At 72.1% G+C, this 19848-nt stretch carries 17 protein-coding genes; 15 read left to right on the top strand and 2 right to left on the bottom strand.

Annotated features, from left to right (window positions below; translation table 11 throughout):
* From ABS52_09635 to ABS52_09585, 11 genes are all read left to right on the top strand, one after another.
* Positions 1-501: a YajQ family cyclic di-GMP-binding protein gene (locus ABS52_09635; GenBank protein ODT03455.1), complete on the top strand. Its 501-nt coding sequence runs from the start codon at positions 1-3 to the stop codon at positions 499-501.
* 156 nt (positions 502-657) lie between these two features.
* Complete coding sequence (locus ABS52_09630) at positions 658-2385, top strand: hypothetical protein (protein ODT03454.1); 1728 nt, start codon at positions 658-660, stop codon at positions 2383-2385.
* Between the two features lie 79 nt (positions 2386-2464).
* On the top strand, positions 2465-3424 hold the full coding sequence (locus ABS52_09625; GenBank protein ID ODT03453.1) for a hypothetical protein: 960 nt from the start codon (positions 2465-2467) through the stop codon (positions 3422-3424).
* Between the two features lies 1 nt (position 3425).
* A complete protein-coding gene (locus ABS52_09620) occupies positions 3426-4817 on the top strand; it encodes a ribosomal protein S12 methylthiotransferase RimO (GenBank protein ODT03452.1) in 1392 nt (463 codons plus the stop codon).
* A gap of 30 nt (positions 4818-4847) precedes the next feature.
* Positions 4848-6200 carry a hypothetical protein gene (locus ABS52_09615; GenBank protein ODT03451.1) on the top strand — a complete coding sequence of 451 codons (1353 nt, stop codon included), beginning with the start codon at positions 4848-4850 and terminating at the stop codon, positions 6198-6200.
* An 84-nt stretch (positions 6201-6284) separates the two neighbouring features.
* On the top strand, positions 6285-7289 hold the full coding sequence (locus ABS52_09610; GenBank protein ID ODT03450.1) for a hypothetical protein: 1005 nt from the start codon (positions 6285-6287) through the stop codon (positions 7287-7289).
* 152 nt (positions 7290-7441) lie between these two features.
* On the top strand, positions 7442-8293 hold the full coding sequence (locus tag ABS52_09605; protein ID ODT03449.1) for a hypothetical protein: 852 nt from the start codon (positions 7442-7444) through the stop codon (positions 8291-8293).
* Positions 8281-8544, top strand: a complete 264-nt coding sequence (locus ABS52_09600; GenBank protein ODT03448.1) for a hypothetical protein — start codon at positions 8281-8283, stop codon at positions 8542-8544. The genes ABS52_09605 and ABS52_09600 overlap by 13 nt, the downstream gene beginning before the upstream one ends.
* On the top strand, positions 8541-10466 hold the full coding sequence (locus tag ABS52_09595; GenBank protein ID ODT03484.1) for a hypothetical protein: 1926 nt from the start codon (positions 8541-8543) through the stop codon (positions 10464-10466). Before ABS52_09600 ends, ABS52_09595 begins: the two co-directional genes overlap by 4 nt.
* Before the next feature lie 54 nt (positions 10467-10520).
* Positions 10521-12050: a 5-oxoprolinase gene (locus tag ABS52_09590; GenBank protein ID ODT03447.1), complete on the top strand. Its 1530-nt coding sequence runs from the start codon at positions 10521-10523 to the stop codon at positions 12048-12050.
* 218 nt (positions 12051-12268) lie between these two features.
* Positions 12269-14572, top strand: coding sequence for a hypothetical protein (locus ABS52_09585; protein ID ODT03446.1), 2304 nt, complete (start codon positions 12269-12271; stop codon positions 14570-14572).
* A gap of 4 nt (positions 14573-14576) precedes the next feature.
* On the opposite strand, the gene ABS52_09580 is transcribed toward ABS52_09585, so the two are convergent.
* Together ABS52_09580 and ABS52_09575 are read right to left on the bottom strand one after the other, a co-directional pair.
* Positions 14577-15443 (bottom strand): hypothetical protein, encoded by an 867-nt coding sequence (locus ABS52_09580; protein ODT03445.1) that lies wholly within the window; start codon positions 15441-15443, stop codon positions 14577-14579.
* Positions 15444-15537: 94 nt separating this feature from the next.
* The gene (locus tag ABS52_09575; protein ID ODT03444.1) at positions 15538-16212 is read right to left on the bottom strand and encodes a hypothetical protein; all 675 of its coding nucleotides are present in this window, start codon (positions 16210-16212) and stop codon (positions 15538-15540) included.
* A gap of 507 nt (positions 16213-16719) precedes the next feature.
* Between ABS52_09575 and ABS52_09570 the strand changes: the two genes are divergently transcribed.
* From ABS52_09570 to ABS52_09555, 4 genes are all read left to right on the top strand, one after another.
* Positions 16720-17802, top strand: a complete 1083-nt coding sequence (locus ABS52_09570) for a peptide chain release factor 1 (protein ID ODT03443.1) — start codon at positions 16720-16722, stop codon at positions 17800-17802.
* Positions 17803-17812: 10 nt separating this feature from the next.
* Positions 17813-18712, top strand: coding sequence for a protein-(glutamine-N5) methyltransferase, release factor-specific (locus tag ABS52_09565; protein ID ODT03442.1), 900 nt, complete (start codon positions 17813-17815; stop codon positions 18710-18712).
* 117 nt (positions 18713-18829) lie between these two features.
* A complete protein-coding gene (locus ABS52_09560; GenBank protein ID ODT03441.1) occupies positions 18830-19183 on the top strand; it encodes a hypothetical protein in 354 nt (117 codons plus the stop codon).
* A gap of 2 nt (positions 19184-19185) precedes the next feature.
* A complete protein-coding gene (locus ABS52_09555; GenBank protein ID ODT03440.1) occupies positions 19186-19848 on the top strand; it encodes a dTMP kinase in 663 nt (220 codons plus the stop codon).

Genomic DNA, 19848 nt, shown 5'->3' with positions numbered 1-19848 from the left:
ATGGCCCAACTGAGCTCCTTCGACGTGACCACCGGCGTCGATCTCCAGGAAGTCGACAACGCGGTCAACCAGGCCGACAAGGAGATCGCCACCCGCTACGACTTCAAGGGATCCAAGGCGACGATCGAATTCTCCCGGGCGGACGGGACCCTCACCCTCACCGCCGACGACGAGTTCCGGATGCGGGCGCTGTTCGACATCCTGCAGAGCAAGCTGATCAAGCGGGGGGTCCCGGTGAAGAACCTCGACGTGGGCGAGACGAAGGCCGCCGGCGGGGATACCGTCCGCAAGGTGATCGGGCTCAAGATGTCGCTCGACGCCGAGACCGCGAAGAAGGTGTCGGCGACGATCAAGGAGGCCAAGCTCAAGAAGGTCCAGGCCGCGATCCAGGGCGAGCAGGTGCGCGTGAGCTCCCCCTCCCGCGACGACTTGCAGCTGGCGATCGCCCTGCTGCGCTCCACCGACTTCGGGGTCGAGCTCATGTTCGGGAACTACCGCTGACGACGGGGCGCTCGCCCCTCGTCGCCAGCGGGCGCCACCGGGCGCCACCGGGCGCCACCGGGCGCCACCAGGCGTCGCTCCCCGCTCCCGAGCCCGTTGCGCGCGCCCACCGATGCGCGTCCTTGGCGCATCGACCTCCCACCAGAAGCTTCTCCGATGGCGTCTCGCTCGCTCAGCCTCGTCCCGGCCCTGGTCGCTGCCGCCGCTGCCATCGCCGTCCTGGGCTGCGCCGGCGAGCGCGTGGGGAACGGCCGGGGGCGGGGCACGGTCGTCATCGCGACCGCCGCTGACGCGGACGTCCTCCTCCCGACGCTGGTGCAGCAGCTCGTCGCCAAGCAGGTCGTCGACCAGCTCTTCGAACCCCTCGCCGCCCCGCCGGCGTCGATGAGCACCGTTGGCGACGCGGGCTACGAGCCACGGCTCGCCGCCCGATGGACGTGGGCCCCCGACTCGCTCTCCATCGCGTTCGCCATCGATCCACGCGCCCGCTGGCACGACGGCCGGCCCGTGACCTCGCGCGACGTCAGGTTCTCGCTCGAACTGCTGAAGGACCCGCGCGTCGGCGCGCCGTTGGGCGAGAGCATGTCGAACGTCGACTCGGTGAGCACCCCCGACTCGCTCACCGCGGTCGCGTGGTTCGCGCGGCGTTCGCCGGAGCAGTTCTTCACCTTCGTCTACAACCTCCCGGTCGTCCCGGAGCACCTCCTGGCTGGCGTGCCACGCGACAAGCTGGGGGAGTCGCCCTTCGCGCGGGCCCCGGTGGGGAACGGGCGCTTCCGTTTCAAGCGGTGGGAGCGGGGCAAGGTGATCGAGGTCGTGGCCGACACGGCGAACTATCGCGGGCGCCCGTCCATCGACCGCGTCATGTGGAGCGTCTCGCCCGACCCCACGGCGATGTGGGCGCGCCTGGTGAACGAGGAAGCCGACGTCGTCGAGATGCTCCGGGGCGAGCCGCTCGCCAAGGTGGCGGCCTCCACGACCACGCGTCCCGTGCCGTACCAGGGGCTCGACTATGCATTCGTGACCTTCAACACCCGCGCCCGCGGCCGTCGCCAGCCGCCGCACCCGGTGCTCGGCAGCGCCGCCGTGCGTCGCGCGCTCGCGCTCGGCGTCGATCGCCAGGCCATTGCCCGCAACGTCTTCGACACGCTGGCCTATCTCGGCATCGGCCCCGTGGTGCGTGCGCAGTGGACGGCCGACACCGCGATCGCGATCCCCGCCCACGACGCCGCCGCGGCCATGGCGCTGCTCGACTCGTTAGGGTGGCGCGACCTCGACGGCAACGGCGTGCGCGAGAAGGGCGGGCGCCCGCTCGCGTTCTCGCTGGCGGTCCCGACCTCCAGCGCCCCGCGCCGCCAGGCCTCGGTGCTCCTGCAGGCGCAATGGAAGGCGATCGGGGCCGACGTGACGATCGAGGAGCTCGAGTTCAACGCGTTCGTGGAGCGCCTCATGTCGGGGCGCTTCGACGCCGCCATGAACGGCAGCCACGCCAACCCCAGTCCGTCCGACGTGCGCACCATGTACGGGAGCGACCGCACTCCCGACCGGCAGGGGGGCAATTTCGGCGGCTACGCCAGCGCCACGGTCGACGCCCTCCTCGACTCGGCGGTGCACGAGTTCGACGCCCAACGGGCGCGGTCGATGTACCGGCGCGCCTACGCCCGGATCATCGCCGACGCCGCGGCGGTCTTCCTGTACGAGCCGCGCATGGTCGCCGGCATCAACAACCGCATCGATCCGGGGACCCTCCCGGCGGTGGGGTGGTGGATCCACCTGGCCGACTGGCGGATCGAGCCCGCGCGTCGCATCGCCCGCGATCGCATCCCGCTCGACGCGCCGGTGGCCGGGGGGCGAGGCGCCTCGCCCGGCGACTCGGCCGGGTAGGGGCCGCACCGGTTACCTTTCCCGGGCGGGAGGCGCGTGTCGGCGCCTCCCGCCCGTCCGTTTCCATCACGTCCTTCCCATGTCCTCGTCTCCCTCCGGCGCGTTCGCCCCGCGACGCATCGTCATCGGGGCCAATGCCCATGCCGAACTCGCGCAGGCGCTGCAGGCGGCGCGTCCCGACCTCGAGATCCGCGGCAACCGGTACACCGACCTGACGGCCGAGGACCTGGCGTGGGGCGAGGCGTACGTCGGGTTCAGGCGTCCGCCGATGCCAACGATGGGAAACATCAAGTGGGTGCACTGCACCGGCGCCGGGGTCGACGCCTGGCTGTATCCGGTGGAACTGCCGCGCGACATCGTGCTGACGCGCACCAGCGAGTCGTTCGGGCCGATGATCGCCGAGTGGGCCCTGGCGCGCGCACTGGCCTTCTCGCAGCAGCTCGTGGACCTCGCGCAGTGCCAGCGCCTGCATCGCTGGGCGCCGCGCGACCTCACGCTCCTGCGCGGCACCACGGCGGTGGTGGTGGGAACGGGCGACGTCGGGAGCCACATCGCGCGCCTGTTCCACGCGCTCGGCTGCCGGGTGTACGGGGTGTCGCGCTCGGGCGAGGGCGACGCGACGGTCTTCTACGCGACGGCACAGGTGTCGGCGCTCAAGGACGTGGCGGCCGTCGCCGACTGGCTCATCGTGACGCTCCCCCTCACGGCGGAGACCGATGGGCTGATCAGCCGCGACGTCCTGGCGGCCTGTCGCGGCGCGGTCCTGATCAACGCGGGGCGCGGCGCCGTGGTCGACGAGGCGGCGATCCCCGAGGCGCTCGACCGCGGATGGCTCGCGGGGGCGGCCCTGGACGTCTTCCGGGTCGAGCCCCTCCCCGTGGAATCGCCGCTGTGGCAGGACACGCGCGTGATGGTCTCGCCGCACATCAGCGGGCTCACCACCGTCGAGGGGGCGGCGAAGGGATTCCTGGAATGCCTGGCGAGCCTCGAGCGAGGCGAGAAGAGCCGCTGGGAAGTGGACCGGACGAGGCAGTACTAGCATGAAGTTCTCGGTCATCACGTTGGGCTGCGACAAGAACACGGTCGACTCGGAGCGCTACATCGCCGAGCTGCTGGCGCACGGCGCCGAGCGCTCGGAGGCGGCGGGCGAGGCCGACGTGATCGTCGTGAACACGTGCGGCTTCATCGACGCCGCCAAGCGCGAGTCGCTGGACGCCATCCTCGAGGCGGCCCGGCACAAGGACGAGGGGCGCTGCCAGCTCGTCGCGGCCGTCGGGTGCATGGTGACCCGCCACAAGGACGAGCTGGCCGAGTCGCTCCCCGAGGTCGACCTCTTCCTGTCGACGGCCGAGAGCGACCGGCTGGTTCCCGAGCTCGAGGCGCGCGGCCTGCTGGCCGACGCCCCGCTCCTGCAGCATCCCGGGGTGCGGGTGTACGCCGGCGAGCTCCCCCACATCCGCTACCTCAAGATCAGCGAGGGGTGCGACCACGGGTGCGCCTTCTGCGCCATCCCGCTGATGCGCGGGCGGCACCGGTCGTTCGCGTTAGGCGACCTGGTGCGCGAGGCGCAGCTCCTCGAGGCGCAGGGGGCGCGCGAGGTCAACCTCGTGGCCCAGGACCTGGCGCACTACGGGCGCGACGTGCGCGACGGCACCGCCCTCCCCGAGCTGCTGCGCGCGCTCCTGCGCGAGACGGCGATCCCGTGGTACCGCCTGCTGTACATCTACAGCGCCGGGCTGTCGCCGGCGATGCTCGACCTCATCGCCGGCGAGCCGCGCATCGTGCGCTACCTCGACATCCCCATGCAGCACGCGGCCGACGCCGTCCTGGCCCGCATGCGCCGCCCCGAGCGGAAGGCGCGCCAGCGCGAGCGGCTGCGGGCCATTCGCGAGCGCATCCCGGGGGTCGCGATCCGCACGACCGTCATCGTCGGGTTTCCGGGCGAGACCGAGGACGAGTTCCAGGAGCTCCTCGATTTCCTCGAGGAGGCGCAGCTGGAGCGCGTGGGCGCCTTCGCCTACTCGCCGCAGGAAGGGACGCGCGCCTGGGACATGCCGGACGACGTCCCCGACGCGGTCAAGCGCGAGCGGGTGGAGCGCGTCCAGCAGCTGCAACGCCTCATCACCGCGGAGCGCTACGAGTCGTGGCTCGGGCGCCGGGCGCGGGCCATGGTCGACCGTCCGGCCGACGCCCGCGGCGTGGCACAGGCGCGGCTGGAGGCGCAGGCGGACGACATCGACGGGGTGACGTGGATCACCACCGATGCTCGTCCGGGAACCGTGTTGGAGGTTCGGCTCGACGAGGTTGTCGACGACTACGACTTCCGGGCGTCGGCGTCGTCGGTCCTCGACGCGCCGCCGCCCGGGCCCATCGTGCGGACCGGACGCGTCCTCCCCGTCGCCGCGGGGAGCGTGGGAAGCTTCGGGCGCTGACGGCGCACGGGGGAAGTTCGTCCCCCGTACATGCGGCTCCTCGCGCCCCTCTCGCTCGTCGCGTCCTCCCTGGTCGCGTCCTCCCTGGTCGCGTCCTCCCTGCTCGCCTCCTCTCTGGTCGCGTCCGCCCTGACGCCGGCGCCCGCCGCGCATGGTGGAACCGCGCCGCCGCGCGACCTCCGCGTGGTGGTCGGATCGGCGGCGTACGAGGCGGCGCCGGAGGGCGACGGCGGGTGGGCCATCCGCGACGCGTGGGGGCGCGTGCACGCCCGGGGGAACGGTCGCCCCGACGTCCTCATCGAGCGCCGGCAGCTGCGGACGCGGGTCGTCCTCGCCGGCGGGGCGCGGGCCACGGCCTGGAGCGACGAGCCCTTCGTCCTGGTGGCCGACTCGGCGTCGGGGGCGGTGGCGTGGGACGGGCGGCGCTATCGCGGGATGCTCGCCTTCGTCGCCGTCGACACGGCCATCCTGGTCGTCAACGTCGTCCCCCTGGAGGCGTACCTGCGCGGGGTCGTCCCCCTCGAGCTCGGGGTGCGTTCGCCTAACGAGATGGCCGCCCTCGAGGCGCAGGCGGTGGCGGCGCGCAGCTACGCCGTCGTCCGGCAGCGCGAGGCGGGCGCCCGGCGCTACGACCTCACCAGTGGCGCCTTCGACCAGGTGTACGGGGGGATCGCGGCGGAACACCCCTTGGCCGACGAGGCCATCACGGCGACCGCCGGGCTGGTGCTGACGTACGGCGGGCGCGTGGTGGCCGCGCCGTATCACTCCACCTGCGGCGGTCACACCGTTCCCGCGTCGGAGGCGTGGGGGGAGGGTGGGGACGCCCCGTGGCTGCGCGGGGTGCGCGACACCCCGCCGGGGAGCGATCGGCCCTGGTGCGCGATCTCGCCCCGCTTCCACTGGGAGCGCACCTTCGACCGGCGTGCCCTGGACGAGGCGGTCGCGCGCTACGTTCGCGCGCACGCGGAGGACGGGGCGGCGGCTGGCCCCGCCTTCGCGGCGCGCACCACGCTGGTGGCGGGGACCGGGGCGTCGGCAGGGAGGGGGGTGCGCGAGGTGCGGGTCACCGCCCGGACGCGCTCGGGGCGGGTCGCCACCCTGTCGCTCGAGACCGACGCCGGCACGGTGCGGTTGAGCGGGACCGAGTTGCGCACGACGTTGCGAACGGCACGTGGCGAGATCCTGTCCTCCACCTATTTTTCGCCGGAGCCGGTCGTCGGGCGTGACGGGCGGCTGATGCAGCTGACGCTCCGGGGCACGGGTAACGGCCATGGCGTCGGGATGTGCCAGTGGGGTGCGATTGCCCGCGCCCGCGCCGGGCACGATGTGCGCGCGATCCTGTCGGCGTACTATCCCGGTGCCACGGTGGCGCGGTCCCCGTGATCCGTTCCCCGTCCCGCGGGGGGCCGGACCCGCCGGACCTCCGACGCACGCCCTCACTGCCTAACGCCGACCCCAGACTCGTTGATGCACCCCCCCGTTCGGATCGCCGTCGTCGGCGCCGGCGCCATCGCACAAGTGGCGCACCTCTCGGTCCTCTCCAAGCTGCGCGGCGCGCAGCTGGTGGCCCTGTGCGACAATGACCGGGCCAAGGCGCGGGCCCTCGCCGACCGCTTCGGCATTCCCGACGTCTTCACCGACATCGACGACCTGATCGACTACGACGAGCTCGATGCGGCGATCGTGGCCACGCCCAGCCACCTGCACGAGCCGCACGTGTTGCAGCTGCTGGCCGCCGGCGTCGACGTCCTCTCCGAGCGCCCGCTGGCGCTCGGGGTCAAGGGCGTCGAGCGGATCCTCGCGGCCGCGGCGCGGGCCGACCGCAAGGTGGCCGTCGCCAACAACCATCGCTTCCGCAGCGACGTCCAGGCGCTGGTCGGCTTCCTGTCCGGCGGCGAGCTGGGGAAGCTGACCGGCGTGCGCACCGGGGCCTATCACCCTCGCGGCAAGATCGAGGGGTGGCGGTTGCGGCGGCAGGAGGCTGGGGGGGGCGCGCTCTTCGAGCAGGGGTTCCCCCTCATCGACCTCGCCATGTGGATGGCCGACTTCCCGGCTCCCCAGCGCGTCTGGGCCCACGTGGACCGCCCCCGCGGGACCAACGCCGTGGAGGAGTCGGCCATCCTCTGCGTCGAGTGCGCCAACGGCGTCGCCTTCACCTTCGACGTCTCGTGGGCGTACGTCGGCGAGGACGAGCGCTGGTGGTTCGAGACGCTCTGTTCGCGCGGGAGCGCCCGCCTGGCCCCGCTGCGCGTGGTCAAGGAGCTCAACGGCAAGGCCGTCGACGTCTCGCCCACCGGCGCCGCGGCCCGCGAGAGCGCGTTCATCCAGTCGTACCGCGCGGAGCTGGCGCACTGGATCTCGGTGCTGCGCGGCGACGCGGAGTACGAGGCCCCGACGGACCAGCTCATCGTGCACCGCATCCTCGAGGCCGCCTACAAGTCCGCAGAGGAAGGGAAGGAAGTCCGGCTGTGACCTTCCATTGCACGCCGCGGCGCCCCTGGTGGCGGCGCCCCTGGCGGCGGCGAGTCGCGCTGGCGACGGCCGCCCTCGCGGCCGGCGCGCTCGCCGCCGGAGTGCCGCCAGCCGCATCCGCCCAGCCGAGCGTCGCCGCGTCACCAGGCGCCGTGGCTCCCCCGTCGCCGGCCGTCGCCGGGAGCGAGCTCGACGTCTACGTGATGACGATGGGGCAGGGCGACCTCCTCTGGGAACGCTTCGGCCACAACGCGATCGGGATTCGCGACCGCAGCACCGGGACGGACCTGGTCTACAACTGGGGGATGTTCTCCTTCGACCAGCCGGGGTTCCTTCCGCGCTTCCTGCGCGGGGAGATGCTGTACTGGATGGCCCCGTTCGATGCGGTGCAGACGTTGGTGGCCTACCAGATGGCCAACCGATCGGTCACCATCCAGTGGCTCAACCTCTCCCCGGCGCAGAAGGACTCCCTACGGCGGGTCGTGGAGTGGAACGCCCGCGACGAGAACAAGTTCTACCGGTACGACTACTACCGGGACAACTGCTCGACGCGGGTGCGCGACGCGCTCGACCTGGTGCTCGGTGGGGCGATTCGCCGCGCCACCGAGCCGCAGCCGACCGCCATGACCTACCGTGACCATTCGTTGCGGCTGATGGATGGGATGTTCTGGACGCGCACCGGGATCGACCTCGGGCTGGGGGCCCCGACCGACCGCCCGATCACGGCCTGGGAGGCGATGTTCATCCCCATGGAGGTGCAACGCCGCCTGCGCGACGTGCGCATCCCGGATGCATCGGGGGCCATGGTCCCCCTCGTGGCGTCGGAGGACGTGCTCTTCCAGGCGACGCGGACGCCGGAACGCTCGCCATGGCGTGGGCCGTCGCCGCGGGCTTCTTCGGCCTCCTCCTCCTCCTCCTGTGGATCGCGACCCAGCACGTCGCCACCCACGGCAACCAGAACCTCTTCTTCACCCAGCCGCTCTGGCTGGGTGTGGCGGCGCTGATCCCCCTTGCCCGGTCGGGAAGGCGCGCGCGCGACCGCTTGCTCCTCCTCGTGCGCCTCTCGGTCGCCCTCGCCGTCACCGGCGGCATCCTCGCCCTCACGCCGCTCGGACAGCCGTCAGGGGCAATCGCCGCCTTCGCCGTCCCGGTGTGCCTCGCCGCGTACCTGCTGGTGCTGCGCGTGGTGTACCTCGCGCAGCAGGCGGCAGCTGCGGCGGAGTGGCCCTCGGCCGGGCCACGGAACCGCGCATGAGGCACTCCATCGGGATCGACGTCGGCGGCACCTTCACCGACCTCGTCGCCGTCTCCCTCGACGACGGGACGGCACGCTCGGGCAAGGTGCTCAGTACCCCGCACGACCAGAGCCAGGGGGTGGAGGAAGCGCTGCAGGCGCAGGGCCCCCCGGCGCCTCGGGTTGCCCGTATCGTGCACGGGACGACGGTCGTGACCAACATGCTCCTCGAGCGGCGCGGGGCACGGGTCGCCCTCTGTGCCACGCGCGGGGCGACCGACCTGCTGGAGCTCCGGCGACAGGAGCGGGCATCGCTGTACGACCTCGCGGCCTGTCACCCGCCCCCCCTCGTCGATGCCGCCCACGTGGTCGCCGTGCACGAACGACTCGTCCCCGGCGGGGTCGAGGACCCGCTGACGCCCGCGGAGGCGGCCAATGTCGCGGAGCAGGTGGCCGCGCTCGATCCCGAGATCGTGGCCATCGCGCTGCTGCACGCCTACGCCGACCCCGTCCACGAATTGCGGCTGGCGGAGGCGATCGCCGCCCGCCTCCCCGCGGTCGACATCGTGTGCTCGTCGGACGTGCTCCCCGAGATCCGGGAGTTCGAGCGCACGGCGACGACCACGTGCGAAGCGTATGCGCGCCCCGGGGTGCGGCGGTACCTCGAGAACCTGACGACGCGCGTGGCGGCGCTGGGGATGCCGGCGCCCGGTGTGGTCTCGTCCAGTGGCGGCATGCGCGATGCCCGCGACGCGGCGCGCCACGCCGCCTCGCTCGCCCTGTCGGGGCCGGCCGGGGGAGTGGCCGGGGCGGCACTCGTCACGCGCCTCGCCGGCTTCGACCGCGCGCTGTCGATCGACATCGGCGGAACCAGCGCCGACGTCGGCCTCATCCTCGAGGGCGAGCCGCTCGTCGAGGCCGGCGGTGCGGTGGCCGGCATCCCGATCGCCCTCCCGCGCGTGCTCGTCGAGACGGTGTCGGCGGGCGGCGGATCGTTAGGCTGGGTCGATGACGGCGGCGCGCTGCGGGTGGGGCCACGCAGCGCCGGCGCCGTCCCCGGCCCGGTGGCCTTCGGACGCGGCGGGACGCAGGCCACGGTGACCGATGCGCACGTGACCCTCGGGAACATCCGGGCCGACCGCATGGCGCGCGACGTGCACCTCGACGCCGAGGGGGCGCGCGCCGCCGTGTCGCGCCTCGCCGCCGCGTTAGGCGCCACGCCCGAGCGCACGGCGCAGGCCATGATCGACACCGCCGACGCCGAGATGGCGCGCGCCCTGCGACGCGTCAGCGTCGAGCGCGGCGTCGATCCGCGCGGGTGCGTCCTCGTGGCCTTCGGCGGCGGCGGCCCGCTGCACGCCTGCGCCCTCGCCGACCGCCTCGGGATGACGCGCATCCTCGTCCCGCCGCACGCCGGCGTGCTCTCGGCGCTCGGCCTCGCGGTCGCCCCCGAACGGCGGGTGGGATTGGCCAGCGTCCTGCGCCCGCTCCTCGATCTCCCGGGCGACGCCCTCGCCCGGCTCGCCGAGGAGGGCGCCGCTCGCGCCGGGGGCGAGGGGACCCCGCGGTTCATCGCCCGAATCCGCTACCGCGGGCAGGGACACGAACTCGAGGTTCCCTTCACCCTCGACGACCCGCCGGCGGCGGTCGATGCGCGCTTCGCCGCCATGCACGCGCGGCGTTACGGCTTCACCCTCGATCTCCCCGCCCACGTCGTGAGCCTGCGTTGCACGCGCTCCTCGACCGCCCCCGCGCTCGTCCTGCGACGCCAGGGGGCCAATCGGTGGGGGGATGGGGGCTTCGTGGATTCGGGGGGGGCGCTGTCGGCCGTGGTTCGCGGACCCGCCGTCATCGCCCTCCCCGACGCGACGCTCCTCGTCGCCCCCGGGTGGACCGCCCGCGCGCTCGACATGGGCGGCTGGATCCTCGAGTCCGCCGGCTGACCCCCGGCGTAGGCGACCCCGAACGCCCGTCTCCCATCTCCCGTCCGCCTCGCGATGTCCTTCGACCCCCTCGCCCTGACCGTCTTCTCCAACGCGGTCGCGATGATTGCCGAGGAGATGGGGACCGTGCTCGAACGCGGCGCGCTCTCGCCGAACATTCGCGAGCGCCGCGACGCGTCCTCCGCCCTGTTCGATGCGCAGGGGCGGATGGTCGCGCAGGCGGCACACATCCCCGTCCACCTGGGGGCGATGCCCGAGGCGGTGCGCGCGGTGCGCGCACGCGCGCCACGCCCGGGCGACGTCTTCCTCCTGAACGATCCGAACCATGGAGGCTCGCACCTTCCGGACCTCACGATGGTCGAGGTGATCGGCGAGGGCGACGCGATCGTGGGCTATGCGGCGGTTCGCGCGCATCACGCCGACGTCGGCGGCATCTCGCCGGGGAGCATGCCGCGCGGGGCCACCGAGCTGGTACAGGAGGGGATCATCATTCCCCCGGTGCGCATCGCGCGCGGCGACGAGTGGCACGCGGAGGTCCTGTCGCTACTCCTGGCCAACGTGCGCACCCCCGAGGAACGGCAGGGCGACCTGCGCGCCCAGCGCGCGGCCTGTGCGGCGGGGCGTGATGGCTGGCTCGCCCTGCGGGCGCGTGAGGGGGCGGGGGTGGTGGAGGGTGCGTGCGAGGCGTTGCTCGCCTATACCGAGCGCCGCGCCCGCGCACGCATCGCACAGTTGGGGAGCGTGCGGGGAGCCGCGCGCGACGCCCTCGAGGGAGACGGGGTCACCGACGACGAGGTGCCGATCGTGGTCGCGTTCGAGGCGCTCGGCGATCGGCTGCGCCTCGATTTCACCGGGACGTCACCGATGGTCGCGGGGAACGTGAACGCCCCGTTCGCCGTGACGCGCTCGGCGGCGGTCTTCGTGTTGCGCACCCTGCTGGACGACGATGTCCCCACGAACGACGGGATTGCCCGCGCCATCGAGCTCATCGTCCCCGAAGGGTCGGCGATCAACGCCCGCTGGCCGGCGGCGGTGGCCGCGGGGAACGTCGAGATGTCGCAGCGCGTGACCGACACGATCTTCGCGGCCCTGGCCGACGCGGGGGTCGACGTCCCGGCACAAGGGCAGGGGACGATGAACAACATCACGTTCGGCGGGCGAGGGTGGACGTTCTACGAGACGCTGGGTGGGGGACAAGGGGGGGCGTCGCGCGGCCCGGGGCCCAGTGCCGTGCACGTCGGGATGAGCAACACGCGCAATACCCCCATCGAGGCGCTCGAGCACGCCTATCCGATGCGCATCGACGAGTACGCCATTCGTCGCGGGTCCGGGGGCGCGGGCGTGCACGCCGGGGGTGACGGCGTGGTCCGGCGCTACCGCGTGCTCGAGCCGTGCACCGTGACGCTCGTGACCGAGCGCCGGCGGCGCGCGCCGTTAGGCGCGGCGGGGGGCGCGGCGGGGCTCCCGGGGCTCAACCTCAGGAACGGCGAGCCGATCCCGGCCAAGTGCCGGCTCGAGCTCGCTGCGGGCGACGTCATCAGCATCCTGACCCCCGGCGGCGGAGGGTGGGGAACGCCCGGCTGAACTGCGGACCGGCGTCCCCGTCGCGGTCGACACCAGTGGCGGCTCCCCCCGGCGCCGGACTCGCCTAACTTCGTGGCATGCCACTCCTGCCACTCCTGCCACGCATGCCACTCCTGCCACTCCTGCCACTCCTGCCTTTCGCCGTGCCCGGCGCCCCCCGCCTCGTGCCCGGTTCGATGTCCCGTGCCCGCGGCGCCGTGCGATGCTCGTCTCGTGCCATGCCTGGCGCGCTCGGCGCAACGCTCCTTGCGCTCGCCGCGTTGCACCCGTCGGCCGGCGGCGCCCAGGCAGCGGGCAACTTTCCGGGGCGCGGCGCGCCGACCGTCACGGTGCCCCGCGCGAGCGAGGCCCCGGTCGTCGACGGTGAGCTCACGGAGGCCGCCTGGGCGAGCGCGGTGCGCCTGACGGGGTTCTCGCAGTACCAGCCGGTGGACCAGCGCCCCGCCGCCGAGCCGACCGAGGTGCGCGTGCTGTACACGCCGCAGGCCATCTACTTCGGCATCATCGCCACCGCGACCGATCCCGGGACGGTCCGCGCCACGCTCTCCAAGCGGGACAACATCGGGAATGACGACCGCGTCACCATCTACCTGGACACCTTCAACGACCGGCGGCGCGCGTTCTTCTTCGGGGCCAACGCGCTGGGCGTCCAGCTGGACGGCGTGCGCACCGAGGGGGCCGTGAGCGCGGGGAGCATGTTCGGGGGGAGCGTCGACCTCAACCCGGACTTCCGCTTCGAGACGCGCGGCCGCCTCACCGCGACCGGCTATGTGATCGAGATGCGGATCCCCTTCAAGAGCCTGCGTTTCCCCTCCGGGGCGCAGAAATGGGGAGTGCAGGTGGTCCGGAACATCCCCGCCCGCTCGGCGGAGGACACCTGGACCGACGCGCAGCGCGGCGCCTCGTCGCTCCTCGCGCAGTCGGGGCTCCTGGTCGGATTCGACGACATCGAGCGTGGCGTGGTGACCGACCTGCAACCGTTCGTCACCGGGATGGTGGCCGGGGCGCGCGCCGCCGATGGGCGCTTCACCCGCGACGACGGGACGTTCGACGCCGGACTCAACGCCAGGCTCGGCTTTCCGTCGTTTGCCGTCGAGGCGACGGTCAATCCCGACTTCTCCCAGGTCGAGTCGGACGCGGGGCTCGTCACCGTGAACGAGCGGTTCACCCTCTTCCTTCCCGAGCGTCGTCCGTTCTTCCTCGAGGGGATCGAGCTCTTCGCCACGCCGAACCAGCTGGTGTACTCGCGCCGCATCGCCAACCCGATCGCCGGGACCAAGCTGACGGGCAAGCGCGGGCGCTTCGGCGTCGCCCTCCTGTCGGCCCTCGATGAGGTGTCGGGCGACGACGCGCTGTTCAACATCGCGCGACTGCGCGCCGACTACGGCGGCAGCTCGGTGGCCGGGGTGACCCTGACCGATCGCCGGCGCGGCGGGGAGGGGAACACGGTCCTCGCCCTCGACAACCGCCTCGTCTTCCGCAAGCTGTATTACTTCGAGACGCAGCTGGGGCAGTCGTTCACGTCGCACGCCAACGACGTGCGCAGCGCCCCGGTCTGGCGCGCGGAGTTGGACCGCACCGGGCGCACCTGGGGGTTCAACTACCAGCTCAACGCCCTTGGCGATCGCTTCCAGAGCGACGCCGGCTTCGTCCCGCGCGTCGGCTACCAGCAGGCCCGCGCGTTCAACCGCCTCGCCTGGCTCGGCGAGCCGTCGTCACTCGTCCAGAACTTCACCACCTTCTTCGGCCCCACGCGCCTCTGGCGCTACGGATCATTTGCCCGCGACGCCGAACTGGAAGGGGAGGAGCAGGTGGGGAGCTTCGTCACGCTGCGCGGGGGATGGCAGCTGAACCCCTCGGTCAACCGGAACTTCTACGTCATCGACCCGAGCGTCGCCGCCGGGGTCCAGGCCCCGACCGTGGAGGGGGAGCTCGTCCCCTGGGATCCCTCGACCCGCCTGGAGGGGCTCTGGAAGGGGTCGTTGGGGGTGACGACCCCGGTGTATGGGCGGTTCAACGCGTCGGTCACCGTCCTCTACGGCGCCGTCCCGGTCTTCGTGGAGGGGATCGAGGGGCGCGAGCTGCGCACCACGGCGTCGTTGCTCGTCCGCCCCACGCCCGGAACGCGGGTCGAGGCGACGATCACCGAGTCGCGCATTCGCCGCGAGCTCGACGGCTCGACCTACGCCCGGGTGACGATCCCCCGCCTCAAGGCCGAGTACCAGCCGACCCGCGCCCTGTTCTTCCGCGTGGTGTCGCAGTATCGCGCCGACCGCGTGTCGGCGCTGCGCCTGCGGGGGACGACCCTCCCGCTCTATGACATGGCGGGACGCGCGATCGGGGCCACCGACGCGCGGACGTTGCGGACCGACTGGCTGGTCCAGTACGAACCCTCGCCCGGGACGATCGCCTTCTTCGGCTACGGCGACGGGTGGCAATCCCCCGGTGTCCCGGACGACATCGACCTCCGCCGGCGCAACGACGGCTTCTTCGTGAAGCTGGCCTACCTCTTCCGGCGTTAGGCGGCTAGAGCGCCAGCTCCATCCCCTCGGCGGCCGCGATGACGCGCACCGCCCCGCCGCGCTCCGCAACCATCTTGTGGCAGAGGGAGAGCATCTCGTCCAGCGCCGCGTCGCTGCGATCGGGTTCGTGGTGGAACAGGACCAGCGTCTCGACCTCGGCCGCGATCGCGAAGTCGATCGCGTCGCGGTACGAGGAATGTCCCCAGCCGCGGTGCTCCATGTACTCGGCCCCGGTGTACATCGCGTCGTGAATGAGGATGGAGGCCCCGCGCGCGAAGTCCACGAGGGCGTCGCGCGTCGATGCCGCGTCGGCCTGGTCGCCGTCGCGATCCAGCTCGTTGTCCGGGATGAAGATCACCGAGCGCGACGGGTCGGCCGTCGGCGACAGGCGGAAGCCCAGCGCACTCCCGGGGTGTCGCACGTTGATGGTCCGTACATCGTAGCCCGGGCCCGAGTGCTGGTGGCGCGCCAGCTCGCGCACTTCCACGCGCGCGCTCAGCTGGTCGAAGGCGACCGGAAAGACGACGGGGCTCATCTGCTGGCGCAGCACCACCTCGAGCGAGCGCTCGAGCGAGGGCGAACCCCAGAGCGTGAACTGGTTCCCCGTCTGGAAGGCCGGGGTGAAGAAGGGGAGCCCCTGGATGTGGTCCCAGTGCGCGTGCGAAAAGAAGACGTCGCCGCGGATGGGGCGTCCCTCGGCCTGCGCCACCAGCGTGCGCCCCAACTCGCGAATGCCGGTGCCCGCGTCGAGGATCACCAGCTCGTCGTCGTCGGTGCGGACCTCGACGCACGTCGTGTTGCCGCCATAGCGCACCGTCGCCGGGCCGGGGGACGGACAGGAACCACGAGTTCCCCAGAAACGGACACGCATGTCGGCAGCCGGAGGTGCTGGAGTCGGGCGGGGTGAGGAAGGGGGAGGCGCTCGCGGCGGCGCCCCCGGCCGGTGGGCCGGGGTGCCGGCGAGGCTAGATGCGGGCCTGCGCCAGCTGCTTGAGCGCGGCGCGGTTGGCGACGGAAATCCGCCGCCGCTCGACCCGGATGAGTCCCTGGATCTGGAAGTCGCGGATGGTGCGCGACACCGTCTCGCGGCTCGCCCCGATCATGTGGGCGATCGTCTGGTGCGTGAGCGGCTTCTCGATGGTCTCCTTGCCGGCCTCGTCGGCAAAGTCCAGGATGAGGCGGGCGATGCGCCCGGGGACGTCGAGCAGGGCGAGGCCGTGGATCTTGGCGTCGGCGCGACGCAGGCGACGCGCGAGCTCGACCAGCAGCGACCAGGCGACGGCCGGGTTGGCCTCCACGCGGCGGCGGAAGTCGTCGCGGCGCAGGACCAGGAGGTTGGTGTCCTCCATCGCGATGACGTGCGCCGAGCGCGGCTGGTCGTCGATGAGCGAGAGCTCGCCGAAGTGTTCGCCCACGCCGAGGACGCCGAGGATCACCTCGCGCCCATCCTCCCCGATGAGGACCACCTTCACGCGGCCGTCGCGAACGATGAAGAGCGAATCGCCGGGGTCGTCCTCGAAGACGATCACGCTCCCCTTGGGGTAGGTCTTCTCCCGGGTCAACTCGGAGAACCGCTGGAGCTCCGCGTCGTCGAGCCGCGAGAAGATCGGAATGGAGCGGAGGAAGTTGCTATAGTCCATCCGGGAAGCCTGTCGTGCTGGGGTCGGGTCGATTGCGAATGGGAGAGCCATGGGGGCGCTCGTGCAGCGGGGAATCGGAAAGGTACTCTACCACTGACGCCGGCCAGCGGGGCACGTCACAGCGCGACGGCCCTCCCGCCGGGTCAGGGGCGCCGGGCGATTCCGGCCCTGGCGGCCGCGGCGTTACGGTTGCCGCGAATTCACGGGGAGGCTGTGGCGTGGATCACAGTCCCCCGGTCGCCTTGAATGCGTCCAGCCTCTGTCGCTATATTATTCAGCTCTCTCCAAGTTCCCTGAGGCCGACGTGAAAGCCGACATCCATCCGGAGTACGCCACCGCGACCGTGAAGTGCGCCTGCGGCAACACCTGGCAGACGCGCTCCACGATGGGCGAGCTCCATCTCGATATCTGCTCCAACTGCCACCCGTTCTTCACCGGGAAGCAGAAGCTCGTTGACACCGCCGGACGCGTCGAGCGCTTCCGCCAGAAGTACGCCGGGAAGTCGGCCTGAGCCTCCGCGACCGTCTCGCGGACGCCGTCGCCCGCGCCGCCGAAGTCGAACGCGAACTTTCCCACCCCGCGACTGCCAAGGACCCCAGGAAGCTGGCGTCGCTGGGCCGGGAACATCAGCGCCTCGTCGCCGTCGTCGATCTGGCGAACCGCATCCGGAAGACCGAGGACGAGCTCGCGCAGGCGCGCGAGCTCGTTTCCATTGACGACCCCGAGATGGCCGCCGAGGCCACCGCCGAGGTCGAGCGGCTCTCGGCTGCCCTCGAGCAAATGGACCAGGAGCTCAAGCCGCTGCTCGTCCCCCACGACCCGCTCGACGACCGTCCCGCGATCGTCGAGATCCGGGCCGGCACCGGCGGCGATGAGGCCGCCCTCTTCGCCGCCGACCTCTATCGCATGTACTCCCGCTACATCGAACGCCATGGCGGGTGGCGCATCGAGGTCATGTCGCATTCCGACGGGACGCTGGGCGGCATCAAGGAAGTCGTCTTCAAGGTCATCGGCGACGGCGCGTTCGGCGAGATGCGCTGGGAGTCGGGCGTGCACCGCGTCCAGCGCGTCCCCGCCACCGAAGCGGCCGGGCGCATTCACACCTCCGCGGCCACCGTCGCCGTCCTCCCGGAGGCCGAAGAGGTCGACGTCCACATCGACGAGAAAGACCTCCGCATCGACGTCTTTCGCGCATCGGGGCCCGGTGGCCAGGGAGTCAACACCACTGATTCCGCCGTCCGCATCACCCACCTCCCCACGGGGATCGTCGTCGCGCAGCAGGACCAGCGCTCGCAGATCCAGAACAAGGCCAAGGCGATGGAAGTGCTTCGCGCACGCATCCTCGACCAGCGTCTGTCCGAGATCCAGTCCGAGCGCGCCCGCATGCGCAAGACGCAGGTCGGGACGGGCGACCGCTCGGCCAAGATCCGCACGTACAATTTCCCGCAGAGCCGCGTCACCGACCATCGGATCAACCTCACGCTGTACGACATCTCGCGCGTGATGGATGGCGACATCGGCAAGCTGATCGAAGCGCTCAGGCTCGCCGACACGGAGGAGAAGCTCTCCGGCGACGCCTCCGCCGCCTGAGGCGCAGGGCGTGACCCGCCAGGCATCCTCCGCCGGCGCCACCGTCTCCGACGCCGTTGCACGGACCACCGCCGTCCTGCACCCCTCCCTCGGCCCGCTGGCGGCCGGCGAGGCGCGCGAGCTCGTCGCCGCCGTGATGCGACAGCCGCGCTTCTGGCCGTCGACCGCCGCCGCCCTGGTGCTCGCGCCCGAGGAGTTCGCGGCCATCGCACAGGCGGCCGAACGTCGCGCCGATGGGGCTCCGCTGGCCTATGCGGTGCGTTCGGCGCCGTTTCGCGCCCTCACGCTCTACGTGGACGAGCGCGTCCTGATCCCGCGCCCCGAAACGGAGTACCTGGTCGACCTGATCCTCGCCACGCCGCAGGGGCGCGCCGGAGGGGTTGCGGTCGACGTCGGGACGGGGACAGGGGCCATCGCCCTGGCGCTCGCCACGGAGGGGAGCTTCGGGCGCGTGGTCGCAAGCGACGTCTCGGCCGATGCCATCGCGGTCGCACGGGAGAACGCACGCCGCCTCGCGGCGTCGCTCGTCGGGACGGTCGAGTTCCGGATGGGTGAGGCGCTCGCTCCGCTCGGCGATCTCGTGCACTCGGTGGACGTGCTCGTCTCGAATCCTCCCTATATTGCCTTTGCCGAAGTCCCGGAGCTCCCCGCCTCGGTTCGAGACTGGGAGCCGCCGCTGGCGCTGGCCTGCCCCGACGAGGGGTTGGCGGTTACCCGGGCGATCGTCGGTGGTGCCGGTGCGCTGCTGCGTCCCGGGGGGCTGTTGGCTCTCGAGACGGACTCGCGTCGCGCACGGGCGGTCGCTCGCATGGTCGAACAGGGTGGAGACTTCGGCGAGGTGCGGGTGCTGTCCGACCTGACCGGGCGGGAGCGATTCGTCTTCGCGACCCGGCCGATGGCCAATCGATGACTGCCGCGCAACGCTGCGGCCGATGCGGTGTGGAAGCGTTCCGTCCGTCCGGACGGCCAGCCAGGAGGCGCCTGTGCGCCGCCAGCGGGCATCACGCCACGACTCACGACTCCTGACATGATTGACACGAAGGCCAAGGAACTCGGCCGCCTCCTCGGGCAGAGCGACCAGTACAAGGCGCTCAAGCGGTCCAACGATGGTCTCGGCGCCGACACGGACGCGGTCGCGATGCTGCGCCGGATGGAGGAGCTCCGCACGAACGCGCAGGCGATGATCGAGGGGGGGCAGGAGCCCACCGCCGAGATGGAGCGCGAGATGGACGAACTCCTCGGGCGCGTGCAGGCGAGCCCCGCCTACCAGCAGGCCGTCGCCGCCCAGGAGAACTTCGACAAGCTGATGATGCAGGTGAACACGTGGATCGCGGAGGGGATCAAGAGCGGCGCCGCCTCTCCCATCATCACCCTGTCCTGACGATGCCGGCCGGCGCCGGGGCGCTCATCGTTCTCGAGGGGACGGAAGGCGTCGGCAAGACGACGCAGCTCGGGCGCCTGGCCGCGCGCATGCAGCTGGCGGGGATCCCCCATTCCACCGTGCGCGAGCCGGGGGGGACGCCGGCCGGCGACGAGATTCGTCGCCTCCTGCTCGACCCGGCGATGCACATCACCCCGCGGGCGGAGGCGCTGCTGTTCATGGCGTCGCGCGCCCAGCTCGTGGATGAGGTCATACGGCCCGCCATCGCCCGCGGGCACTTCGTGGTCCTCGATCGCTTCTTCCTCTCCACGTACGCCTACCAGATCGCCGGGCGGCGGCTGGCCGAGGGGGGCGTGCGGGACGCGAACGCATTCGCCACCGCGGGACTCGTCCCCGATCTCACGATCCTCCTGGACCTCCCGGACGGGGAGGGCTTCGCCCGCATCGCCGCGCGCGGGGAGCACGACCGGATCGAGCGGTCGGGCGATGCGTTCCACACGCGCGTCGCCGCCGCCTTTCGGGCGTTCGCGGAGGCCGCCTGGCAGGTGCAACACCCGGAGTGCGGGCCGGTGACGCTGGTGGACGCGAGCGGGAGCGTGGACGACGTGGCGGGGCGTATCTGGGCCCGGCTCGTGGCCCGCTGGCCTGAAACGTTTTTGCCCTGA

The sequence above is a fragment of the Gemmatimonadetes bacterium SCN 70-22 genome (genome assembly GCA_001724275.1).
Lineage (GTDB): Bacteria > Gemmatimonadota > Gemmatimonadetes > Gemmatimonadales > Gemmatimonadaceae > SCN-70-22.
The sequence above is the reverse complement of the archived record's forward strand: the minus strand, read 5'-3'. Positions and strand labels throughout refer to the sequence as shown.